Genomic DNA, 12,540 nt, shown 5'->3' on the forward strand with positions numbered 1-12,540 from the left:
AGGGCTGGGTCATATGGAACCCGAGTGGGCGTCATTCAGTGACACCCGGAGATCGACGTGATGCTGAAGAATCTGCTGTCGATGTCCGGCATGAACGTTCTCAAGTCCGGTCTTCAATTCGCGATGACCGTCATGATGACGTATTTCGCGGCGCCTTCTGAATTTGGACTCGTCACGTTTTCACTGCCGTTCGTCGGTTTCATCGCGCTGTTGACCGATCTGGGCATGTCGAGCGCCATGGTGCAGCGGCCGACGCTCGATCGGGACGACGCGGGCGCCGCGATCACGCTGATCTGTGCCATCGGCCTGCTCTGCGCCGTGATGCTGGCGGCGATCTCCGCGCCTCTCGCCGTCGGCCTCGACATGGAGGGGTTGGGAAGCGTTCTCGCCACGTTGTCAATTTCGGTGGTGCTCTCGATTGCCGCGCTCGGTCCGCGAGCCGTTCTTGAGAGGCATCTGCGCTATCAGGTCGTGGCGACCGTGGAGATCATCGCTGTCATCGTTTCGGTATTCACATGTGTTCTGGGCGCCTTTCTGGGCTGGGGCGTATGGGCGCTGGTCAGTTACTATGTGGTCGTCCAGATCGTTCGGGCAGCGGCCTTCGCAATCATCGCGCGCAAGGATGTGCGGCTTAATTTTCAATGGGGCCGCGTGCGCACGATCCTGACCTTCGGCGGTTGGGTGTTGGCGAGCAATCTGCTCAACTTTGCCGGTCGCGCGGTCGGCAACGTCCTGATCGGCGGCGCCGTCGGCTCGGCCGCCGTCGGTCTGTACGGCCTGGCCTATCAGATCATGATCCTGCCGCTGATGGTGATCACCTGGCCCGGCAGCGGCGTCCTCATGGCGACGCTCAGCCGTCAGTCCGCAACAGGAACGCTCAAGGAGCGCAATCAGATCATTTGCGGTGTGCTGTCGCTGACAGCGACCGTGGTTTTTCCCGGCATGCTTTATCTCACGTTCGGCGCCAACTACCTCTTCACCGCATTCTTTCCAGCCAAATGGACCGGCATCATCCCGTTGGTCGGGCTGATGTCGATTGCAGGGGCAGCGCAGTCGATCACGGCCTACAGCGGCGCCATGCTGCTGTCGCGAGGCAAGGCACAGCTTCAATTCTGGGTTTCGACCGCGAACAGCATCTCGACGATTGTGGCATTCGTCGTCGGGCTCAGATTTGGGCTCATCGGGATCATCAAGATCTACCTTGCGGTGACGCTCATCGTTTCCATCGCCACGATGCTGATCACCTCCTGGGAGACCAAGCTGCCGGTTCTCGATCTGGTCAAGGCGCTTGCGCCCGCGACGATTGCCACGATTCTCGGCCTCATTGCCGCGGACGGCGCAACGGGCATGGCCACGACACCGACTTCCGCCTGGTTGTTCGGCACGGCCGCCTACATCGTGACGATCGCGATCTGCTATCTGCTGTTACATCGACAGCTGGCCCGGAGTCTCCTCGGCCTTCGCGATCTCAAGCTGAACAAGGAGCAGCTTCCTGCCACTTAGTCATCCTGTTGCCGGGGCTCTTCACACCAAAGCGCAAACCTGCAAGACTCGGGCAAGCCATCAACAACATTGCGATACTGTCTCGCGCCGGAACGCGCGAGCTTGATGAGGTGAAATCGAAAGGGCCCATGAATATTCTGATCATGACGGCGACCATCACGCCGAAAGCCGACGTCCGTAGCCTCGGCCGCAAGGATCCCGCCCTTCGCCGTAAGGATTACGAAGACGCGCTTTGGTTCTATGGCCGGCTGGTCGGTCAGTGCATCGACCGGATCGTCTTCGTCGAGAACTCGGAATCGGACCTGTCCAGCCTCAAGGCAATTGCCCAACAGTTGAACATCGTCGACGACATCGAATTCATTTCCTTTGCGGGACTGGACTATCCGCAGATGTACGGCCGAGGTTACGGCGAACTGTTCCTGCTCGACTACGCGATGGAGAACTCGCGGTTTATCAGGGAATGCGATGCTGGAACACCGATCTGGAAGGTCACCGGCCGGTACGTCGTCCTGAATCTTGCCAAGCTGATCCAGAAGACCCCAAAAGGGTTCGATTTCTATTGCAACATGCGGAACTACCCCAAAAGGGTGGTCGACATGTACATGATGGCGTGGACCGCGGCGGGATATCGCAAATATCTCCAGGGCAGATGCAAGCTCTACGAGGAGACTTCCGCCGCGGCGTTTCCCGAAAAGGCGCTGCGCGACGATTTCGAGGCCGCGCCGAGAACGCCAAAATTCGTTCGACGGTTCCAGACGGTGCCGCTCGTCAGCGGCATACGCGGCCTCGACAACAAGGGATACGCAACAGACAACATCTGGAAGTTCTATATCCGAGTCGCGCTGGACAAGGTTTGCCCGTGGCTCTGGATCTAGGCCAAATGTTGCAATAGGCGCGCGCCTACATTCCGCGCTTGGTTAGCTCCTCGGCCTCGTGGGGCGCGAGAGTCTTTCCCGCAAAACGCGACAGCATGTAGAGCGGCACCTTCGGAGTATGGAGGTCGTACATCAGGCCGAAGCGGTTCTCCGGCGGGGCCTTGGCCGGCTCGTCGAACAACTCGTAGATCAGCACGCTTTCGATGTCGGCATCGACCTGGTTGACGATGTAACTCAAAGTGGCATGCAGGCTCTTGAAGCATGCCTCGGTCATGGGCTTGCCGGCCTCGTTCTCGTAGGTCGGCTTGTAGATTTCGGCGCAATTGACTTCATTGAAGACGACCGGCTTACCATACGAGCCGAGCTTCTTGAAAAGATTGTAGGCCTGCCTGCTGCCTCCCCATGCGCGGTTCGGATTCTGGTTCAGAACTTCGTAATAGTGATACGAGATGACGTCGAATCCGACGCCCTTCGAGGCCATAAAGTCGAGGAAGCCGAACATCGTCGAGGTGGTGTTGAGCACACGCCGCAAATGCAACCCGTACTCGCGGTTGATTTTGTCGATCGCATCCGACATGCCTTTGAGAACCGCAACCCAGTCATTCATGACCGGCATGTCGAATTCCTCCGCGGTCCAGCCGTGGCCGTAGAGCTTCTTGCCGCTTGAATCGAGCGCGAGAAGGTTGATTTCGTTGCCCATCTCCCAATCGTTGATCTGGTCCTTGAAATTGACCACGAACGTATAGGTTCTTGAATAGGCCTGCTGATACAGCGCCTTCGCGTCGCCGGCCGGATACTTGCCGCCATCCGTGCGATCGCCCCAGGCAAACGGCGTCGCCAGGATCGGCTTGAGCGTGATGCCGTAGGTCTTGGCGAGCGCGATCATGTCCCGATACATCTGAACCGAGTAGGGATCGGTGTCGCGCGCGAGATTTGCGCCGACCCTGTACTGGGTAAGCCCGCGGGCCCGCATGACTTCGAAGATTGCCTTCAGGTCCGCGCGCCGCCCATCGGGGCCATCGACCCCCCATGTGAGCGGGCCCGCGACGGCATTCTCGACGGATGCCACCAGACCGAGTGCCAGCAACAGCGCTGCCAGTAACAATCTCTTCATTACCAGGAACATTGCGCCTCCATGCGCCCGAGAAACCGCATCCGTTCGATTCTGATCTGCCATTGCCTGCATCCGCTCGCGCCTTCACAATATGATCACAATACGCTCTCACCGACAAAAGCGCAGCCGCCGCGCACTGCTGGCGCGAGCAGCACGATTGCAGGCTTTTGTGGCGAAAATTACCGGAGGAATTGCCGTTTCAATTCCACTCAGTATCTATAATGTCGCCCCAATGGAACGACATAACGCCGAGCGAGAATGAATTGACGAACGCCACCCTCGAATCGAAGCCTCAGGCCGCCCTCCATCGTTCGACCGAGGCGGGGCGCTCGGTCGCATGTGTCATCGTGACTTATGGACGGCGCGAGCAACTGGTGCGGCGGACGGTTGTGGCGGCTCAAGCCAGTCCCGCGGTCAAATGCGTGATCGTAGTTGACAATGGATGCAACCGCCCGGTGAGCCCGGAGGATTTCGCGCCGGAACCACGTGTCGATATCGTCAGGCTCCCTTCAAATCTGGGATCGGCCGGCGGTTTTCATGCCGGCATCACCGCCGCCCAGCGCCTCGAAGACGTGCAATTCGTTCTCATTCTGGACGACGACAATGTCGGCGAGGACGGTTTCCTGGATCGCCTGCTCGCGCTGCATACTGCGCTCGGAGCGACAGACGATATCGGTCTGTGCGCATTGCGCCGGGATCGGGGCATCTATCCGACGCTGCTCGCCGACCAGAATGCTGTCGCAATTCGCGCCAACTCGTTCCTGAATTTTCATCTCGCCTCGCTTCCGTCGAAACTATGGCGCCGGATCGCACGATCCGGCAGGCCGCATCCGGACAATTACGGAGAGTTTCACCTGCGCCGGATCGAAACCGCGCCGTATGGCGGGCTGCTGCTGCCGATTGCCGCCGTCCGGAAGGTTTCGCCTCCAAACAAGGAATTCGTCCTCTATAGCGACGACCATGACTACTCGCTGCGCCTGACGGACGCGGGGGTCGTCATCTATTTGACCGATGTCGGTTGCATCAACGACGCGGAAGAATCGTGGGACAAGCCCAGCACCAGCGCGCGCAGTGCGCTCGTCAGCCCGGATGCGCCGGCCTGGCGGCTCTATTATGCTTGCCGGAACCGAATCTTGATTGAGAAACGGTATACAACCTCCCCGATTGCCTATCGCATCAACCGAATGAGTTACGTCGGCATCCTCGCGATCGAGGCAATGCTGGCTTATCGCAATCTCAACGGCGCCAGAAAGGCACTTCGACCGCTGCTCGAAGCCATTGCCGACGGCGACGCGCAGCGGCTCGGATGGCGAACCGACTACCAGTTGCCCGGCGCACAGCCGACGAGCACTGCACACACGCACTAGCGCGCAACGAATCATCTTCGTTCGCCCAGCAATTTTCATCTCGCCGTCATGAAACGTTGTGCTGCGAAACTCATCACTCATGAATCGTGATTGGGCAATAGCGGCAAGTTCCTGCGCGGAACAAGCCGTCTCTCGCAATGTGCTGAAAATACTTGCAGTTCTTCTCGCGGAAAAGCCGCTGATCTTTACATCTTTAGCCTTCTTTCTAACGTCACTGACAAACTCTGCCGCTATGCATTTACCAACAGCGGGAATCACCAGAGCAAGTCATGGCGACCATCACCAGCAGCAATCAAACCGTTCTCTCGGCAAGTGCGTTCACCAGCTCCATCGGCGTCAACACGCACGTGTCGTATGCGTGGGGCAGCTACAACAATCTTGCGCTCGTCGAAGCAGACCTCAAATATCTCGGCGTCACCACGCTTCGTGACGGTTTGACGAACATTCCGGCGGCACAGCCCGTGCTCGACGGCCTGGCGAACGACGGATACAAGTTCGACCTCGGCGTTTCATCGTCGATCCCGGCGACGGGGGCGGCGGGACTGCAGCAATATGTCGCCGCGCTCGACGCGTTCGAGGCAGCACACCCGGGCAGCATCATCGCGCTCGAAGGCCTGAACGAAGTCAATCTCCAGGCGTTCAGCTACAACGGCAGCTCGACGATCGAGGCTGCGGCGCAATTCCAGCAGGCGCTCTACACCGCGATCAAGGCAGACGCGTCGCTGGCAAAACTTCCTGTTTACAATCTGACTCTCGGCTACGACGATCCCGCGGATTTCGCCAAGCTCGGCAATCTCAGCTCGTCCTCGGACTACGCCAACTCCCACGCCTATGTCAGCACCGGCACTACACCGGCAGCCGCACTGGCTTCGGCGTTGAATCTCGCGAGCTCGGTCACTCCCGGCGACCCCTCGGTCATCACTGAAACCGGCTACACGACGCTGAGCACGACGCCGTATCTCGGCGTGGACGAGGCGGTCCAGGCGAAATCGATCCTCAACACCTTGATGGACGCCTTCAAGGACGGTGTCGGCACGACCTATCTCTACGAATTACTCGATCGCAACTCGTCGAGCAGCGATACCAATGCGCAGAGCCATTTCGGGCTGTTCTACGACGACGGAACGCCCAAGCTGGCCGCCACCGCAGTCCACAATTTGACGACGATCCTCAATGACGACGGCACAGGCAGCGGCCAGCCGACGAGCCCGTTGAACTATACGCTCAGCAACATGCCGGACTCCGGCAACAGCATGGTGCTCGGCAAGAGCAACGGTGCCTACGATCTCGTCGTCTGGGCTGAACCGAAGGTCTGGGATCCGAATACGAACACCGAGATCAGCAATCCGAGCCAGACCGTCACGGTCCAGCTCGACGGCGTCCATCAGTCCGTCAAGGTTTACGATCCCACTGGCGGAACGGACCCGATCGCGACCTACACCAATGTCAGCTCGTTCACGATTCCCGTGAGCGACCACCCCATCATCATCGAGATCGACGGGGTGTCCAAGGCCCCCTCGAATCCGACCCAGGCCACCGACGTCACCGGCACGGCCGCCGAAATCGTGGCTGAACTCGCCGACCTTTCCGCGTCCACCACCCTCCATTCGATCACGCTTACGGACACCCACGTGCTCGCCGTCGCGTCCGTATCGACGATGAATTACATCATCTCGCACTACGGAAACGCCCTTGCGGCCATTCAGGGCGGATACTCGTTCTCGGTGACGACCTCCACGACGAGCTGGAGCGAGACGAAGTTCTTCAACACGACCGGCACGCAGACGGGAACGTCGACCTCGAACTTCACCAACGGCGTCATTACCAGCAAGTCGCTCGTCAATGTCGACTCGAGCAGCGACACGGTGCTGTACTCGGCTGGTGTAAAGACGCAGGAAACCATCGTCAGCGCAAATGGTGCGAAGCAGATCATCAACTACAATCCGGATGGCAGCATCTCAAGCGAGACTGTCTACGGCTCGGACAAATCCACCACAACGACGGTTTACGCCAACGGCTTGAAGTCCAAGATCTATGTGACCAATGCCGACGGAACCCACACCAACACGTTCTACGGCATCACCGGGCAGGCATACGCCACCCAGATCCAGATCACCAAAGCTGACGGAACGGTAACCTCAATCACCAATCTGCACGCCGATGGTACGACCCAGTATACGAAGGTGGTCAACGCCGACGGCAGCACCACCACGGGCCTCTACAATAGCGCAGGTCAGAAAACGTCGGAGGTGCGGAACTATAGCGATGGCTCAAGCCTGACTACGAACTACAACACGTCTGGCGTCGTAACGCAGACCGTCGCGAAGGCTGCCAACGGCGGCACGACCACGACCAATTATGCCGCGAGCGTTCTGACTTCGATCTACATTACCGGCGCGGACGGCACCAAAGAAACCAAGCTCTATACGGCGGGCCAGATCGCTAGCGATCTCGTCCAGAAGACCGACGGATCGTCGACGATGACGGTCTATGCGAATGGCGTCACATCCAAGGTGTATGTCACCAACACCGACGGCACCCATACCAACGCGTTCTACAACATCACCGGCCAGGCCTACACGACGCAGATCCAGACGACCAAAGCCGACGGAACGGTCACCGCCCTCACCCAACTGCACGCCGACGGCACGACGCAGTATACCAAGATCACGAACGCGGACGGCAGCACCACCACTGGCCTCTATAATACCGCGGGCCAAAAGATTACGGAGGTGCGCAACTACACCGACGGCTCAAGCCTCACCACGACTTACAACACGTCCGGGGTCGCGACGCAGACGGTTGCCAAGGCGGTCGACGGCACCGCTACGACGACGAACCTCAGCGCGGGCGTTCCGACGTCGATCTACATCATCGGCGCCGACGGCAGCAAGGAAACCAAGCTGTTTGCGGCCGGCGTGATCACGAGCGATCTCGTCCAGAAGACCGACGGGTCGTCATCGATGACGGTCTATGCGAGTGGCGTCAAATCCAAGGTCTATGTCACCAACGCCGACGGCACGCACACCAACACCTTCTACAACATTACCGGCCAGCCCTATACGACGCAGATCCAGACGACCCAGGCCGACGGAACGGTGACCGCCTTCACCAACCTGCATGCCGATGGCACGACGCAGTACACCAAGATCACCAACGCGGACGGCAGCACCACCACCGGCCTCTACAACACCGCCGGCCAGGAGATCACGGAGGTTCGCAACTACACCGACGGTTCGAGCCTCACTACGACGTACAACACGTCCGGGGTCGCGACACAGACGGTTGCCAAGGCCGTCAACGGCACCGCCACAACAACGAACCTCAGCGCGGGCGTTCCGACGTCGATCTACATCATCGGCGCCGACGGCACCAAGGAAACCAAGCTGTTCGCAGCCGGCGTGATCGCCAGCGATCTCGTCCAGAAGACCGACGGCTCATCGACGATGACCGTCTTCGCCAGTGGCGCGAAATCCAAGGTTTACGTCACCAACGCCGACGGCACACATACGAACACGTTCTACAATGTCACCGGACAGGCCTACACGACCGAGATCCAGAATACCAAGGCCGACGGCACCATCACGGCGATCACCGACCTCCACGCGGACGGCAGCTTCCAATACACCAAGGTCGTCAACGCCGACGGCAGCATCACCACCGACCAGTATGACAGCGTCGGCCACAAGACGACTGAAGTCCAGACCTACACCAACGGCTCGACGCTGACGTCTTCCTATGACACCTCCGGCAATGTGACCCAGACTGTCGCCAAGGCCAGCGGCAATACCACGACGACCAACTACAGCAGCGGCGTCGAGGCTTCGGTCTACATCGTCAACGCCGACGGCTCGAAGGAGTCCGATCTTTACACGGCGGGCCACCTGACCAGCGTGGCGATCCAGAAAACGGACGGCTCGTCGTCGACGACGATCTACAGCAACGACGTCAAGACGGCGACGTATGCAACGAATGCCGACGGCACGCACACCAACACGTTCTTCAACGTCACCGGCAAGGCCTACACGACCGAGATCCAGCAGACCAAGGCGGACGATTCGATCACATCGATCACCGATCTGCACGCCGACGGCACCTTGCAATACACCAAGGTCGTCAACTCGGACGGCAGCATCACCACGGACCAGTTCGACACCACCGGGCACAAGACGACTGAGGTGCAGAACCACACCGACGGCTCGACCTTGACGTCCACGTTCGATACGACCGGCAGCGTGACCCAGACGGTGGCGAAGGCCAGCGGCAACACCACGACGACCAATTTCAGCGGCGGCATCGAGACGTCGGTCTACATCACCAATGCCGACGGCTCGAAGGACACCCAGACCTACTCGAACGGCAAGATCGCCAGCGACTACGTTCAGAACACGGACGGCTCGAACTCGACGACCGTGTACGCGGACGGCGTCAAGACCAAGGCTTACGTCAACAACGCCGACGGATCGCACGACAACTTCTACTTCAACGCAACCAATACAGAGCATGACTCCTACAATACGGCCGGCAATCTCGCCTATATCGACATCCTGAACTCGGACGGAACGCACAATTCGTCGGCCAAGGTCGCAGGCATCACGCTCGCCGGCGGCGCCGGAAACGACACCTTTGCGGTGGCCGGCGCCGGATCGACCACGGTCTCTTTCGGCGGCGGCAACGATTTGGTGAACGGCTTCCATGCCGGATCGGCGACGGGCCACGACACGGTCGCGATCGCGAAGCTGATGGCCGCCGATTACAGCCATCTCCAGCTCAGTCAGTCCGGTGCCGACACCCTGGTCCACGTCACGGCGAACGACTCGATCCTGCTGAAGAACGTCGTCGCCGCGAACTTGACCAGTAACGACTTCCTGTTCGTCTGATCGCGAGGATGGGTGCGGCGAAATTTCGCTTCGCCGCACGCATCCAGGGATCAGCGGGCGCAGAACCCGCCATGCTGGACATGGCGCGCCCGCATGAGATTGCCTGACCGCGACGTCATTGCCTGATACATCATCATTGCGCCCCAAAATCAGGATTTGACCGATCCCTGAAGCGGTCGGTAAAATCGAGACGCAGCGCGGCATTGAGGCGACATTGACGGATATCGAGGGCGCACGGTCCCCAAAAGGCGGGATCGTACCGGGAATTCAATACCTGCGCGGTTTTGCAGCCATTCTGGTCGTAATCTGGCACGTCAACTGGCTGGTCAGCCTTCCGCCTTCTTACGGCGAGAGCCCGTTCCTGCTCGCGGAAACCGGCCTGTTCGGCGTCGCAATCTTCTTTGTCATCAGCGGCTTCATCATCACGATTGTTTCATTCGGCCCGGTCCGCAGCACGCCCGCGGAGTTCTTTCTCCGGCGCTTCGTGCGCATCATTCCCTTCATGTGGGTATGCGTGATCGGATACAATCTGCTGTCGCTGGCAGGCTCCGGAAAGCTCGATCTTCTCCCCGGCCTGAGGGCGCTGGCGCTCTGGCCAATCGGGGAGCTGCGGCCACATGTCGTCTGGACCCTCCGGCACGAGTTCATTTTCTACATTCTCTTCGCATGGACGATGCTCCAGCCACGCCCTCGGTTTTATGTGCTGATCGCCTGGTTCCTTGCGCCATTGGCCTGGTACGCGACGGCACATCTGCTGCCATGGCCGGAGCTGCTGCAACCGGAGAGCACGGGTCTCGCGCTGGCGACCGTGGTTGGCTATGGCAACATCATGATGCCCAATCTCCAATTCGGCATGGGCTTCGCGCTCGGCTTGCTGTGGCTGAAGGGCCATCCGCTGGTGCGCAGCCGATTCCCGGCAGCATTCCCCCTCACCGTCGCGGCGACGACGCTCGGGGCGGTCGTCGTGGGGATCATGCTTTCGGAAGACAACGGGCTGCGGGCCGTGTGGTGGACTCTGCTCGCGACGATCGTGGTCTGGCTGGGCGTCGTTTCCACCGAAAAGCCAGGACTGCTGCATTCCCTGGGCATGTTGCTCGGGGACGCCTCCTATTCGATCTACCTCACCCACGCGGCAACCGCGGTCGTGCTGATTCAGATCTCCGCCCGCCTCCACAATCCATTGCCGTCTGCTCTCTTCGTCATCCTTGCGGTGATCGCGTCGGTCATCGCCGGGATCCTGATTCATTGGTATGTCGAGCAACCCCTGATCGGTTATTGCCGCCGGCTGGGACGCCGCCGCTCGATCATCGCATAGCGGCGATCGGTTGGGCGAAAACTGCAATTCGGTGCTATGCCAACCCGGCCTCGGCACCGTCACCGCCATGAATTGGCTTCAACTCCGTGGCATCCGCTGATGCTGCCAAAACAGACGAATGAAAGGCCGTAGGAGAATGTCGCAATCGGATCGAGACGCAGGGCTCGCAACCGTGTCGTTGCCGGGCGCCCTCGACCGCGAGCGCTCCTCCGCTCCGTCTAGCTTCCGGCGGCTGTCCGACACCATTCAGTCGAGCCTGGCGCAGAGGGAAACCGCCGAGAGCATCCTGGCAAAGAACAACGGTCTCGGACCGGGTTTCAACATGATGCGGCACCTGCTGTCGCTGGTCATCCTGTCGCATCACTGCCGTGTCGCGGTTGCCGGCCTGTTCGCCGGCGCCGTCTTCGTCAAGAAGCTCGATGAACCGGGAATGGCCGTCTACGTCCTCAAGGATCCCGGCGCCGCCGCCTTTGACAAGATGGGCGGATTGACCGCCCTGTCCTTCAGCCACCTGCATGCATCCGAAATCATCCAGGAGCTGCTCAGGCCCGGCCTCATTGCGCTCGTGGGGATGTTCTTCGCGCTGAGCGGCTTCCTCGTGACCGGCAGCGCCATCAAGAACCCGGATATCAAGACGTTCTTCGTCAACCGCGTCTTGCGCATCGTCCCGGCGCTCAGCGTCGAGGTGACGCTCTGCGCGCTCGTGGTCGGACCGCTGCTGACGCAACTGCCGCTGTCGCAATATCTGTCCGAGTACCAGTTCTTCCGCTATTTCGGCAACATCGTCGGTCACGTCACGTTCGAGCTGCCGGGCCTGTTCCTGCACAATCCCTGGCCGGAGATGGTCAACGCCAATCTCTGGACGCTGCCCTGGGAGCTCTGGTGCTACGTCTTCGCCTTCGCGCTCCTGCTCGTGCGCATGATCTCGAGCGAGCCGCGAAAGATCCGCTGGCTCACGCTCCTTGTCGGCGCCGCGCTCATCGCCGAACTCCTCGCCTACTTCATCGATCCTGCGACCTTCAGCGTCCGGCAGGATTCGACGAGGCTGGCCGGCTGGTATCTCGTTTTCATGTTCTTCTTCGGCATGGTGTTCCGCCTGAACGCCAGATACGTGCCGATCCACTGGGCGATCTTTGCGATCTCCGCCGCTTGCTACGCGGTGATCATGTGGCTCAACGTGCTGCTGCCGCTCGCCGGCATATTCCTGACCTACTGCACGGTCTATATCGGCATGCAGAGTTTTCGGACGTTCGATCGCCTGTTCAGCCAGGATCTTTCCTACGGCATCTATCTCTACGGTTTTCCGATCACGCAGGCGACGATCGACATTTTCCAGCGCTTCTTGGGGCCAGATCACCGCCTCTCGCTCGCGGTGATCCTGCCGATCGTGGTGGTGCTGACCCTCGGATTTGCGGCCTTCTCCTGGAACATCATTGAAAAACCGGCGCTTCGGCTGCGCCGGTTCTACCAAAGGCCCGCTTGACGG

Annotated in this window: 7 protein-coding genes; 6 read left to right on the top strand and 1 reads right to left on the bottom strand. The window is 60.0% G+C overall.

The features are described from left to right. The first annotated feature begins 60 nt into the window (after positions 1-60). Positions 61-1,503: a lipopolysaccharide biosynthesis protein gene (locus ACPPVR_RS34030; protein WP_426610890.1), complete on the top strand. Its 1,443-nt coding sequence runs from the start codon at positions 61-63 to the stop codon at positions 1,501-1,503. Positions 1,504-1,631: 128 nt separating this feature from the next. Continuing rightward, entirely contained in the window at positions 1,632-2,378 is a 747-nt protein-coding gene (locus ACPPVR_RS34035; protein WP_426610891.1) for a hypothetical protein, read from the top strand. 25 nt (positions 2,379-2,403) lie between these two features. On the opposite strand, the gene ACPPVR_RS34040 is transcribed toward ACPPVR_RS34035, so the two are convergent. Continuing rightward, complete coding sequence (locus ACPPVR_RS34040; RefSeq protein ID WP_426610892.1) at positions 2,404-3,504, bottom strand: glycosyl hydrolase 53 family protein; 1,101 nt, start codon at positions 3,502-3,504, stop codon at positions 2,404-2,406. Positions 3,505-3,755: 251 nt separating this feature from the next. On the opposite strand from ACPPVR_RS34040, the gene ACPPVR_RS34045 reads away from it, so the two are divergent. The 4 genes from ACPPVR_RS34045 to ACPPVR_RS34060 all read left to right on the top strand — a co-directional run bounded on the left by ACPPVR_RS34045 (position 3,756) and on the right by ACPPVR_RS34060 (position 12,537). Next, positions 3,756-4,859: a glycosyltransferase gene (locus ACPPVR_RS34045; protein ID WP_426610893.1), complete on the top strand. Its 1,104-nt coding sequence runs from the start codon at positions 3,756-3,758 to the stop codon at positions 4,857-4,859. A gap of 269 nt (positions 4,860-5,128) precedes the next feature. Continuing rightward, a complete protein-coding gene (locus ACPPVR_RS34050) occupies positions 5,129-9,739 on the top strand; it encodes a beta strand repeat-containing protein (protein ID WP_426610894.1) in 4,611 nt (1,536 codons plus the stop codon). Between the two features lie 214 nt (positions 9,740-9,953). Then, a complete protein-coding gene (locus ACPPVR_RS34055) occupies positions 9,954-11,054 on the top strand; it encodes an acyltransferase family protein (RefSeq protein WP_426610895.1) in 1,101 nt (366 codons plus the stop codon). Positions 11,055-11,190: 136 nt separating this feature from the next. Continuing rightward, on the top strand, positions 11,191-12,537 hold the full coding sequence (locus ACPPVR_RS34060) for an acyltransferase family protein (protein ID WP_426610896.1): 1,347 nt from the start codon (positions 11,191-11,193) through the stop codon (positions 12,535-12,537). The last annotated feature ends 3 nt before the right edge of the window (positions 12,538-12,540 follow it).

The organism is Bradyrhizobium sp. McL0616, assembly GCF_049993385.1.
Classification (GTDB): domain Bacteria; phylum Pseudomonadota; class Alphaproteobacteria; order Rhizobiales; family Xanthobacteraceae; genus Bradyrhizobium.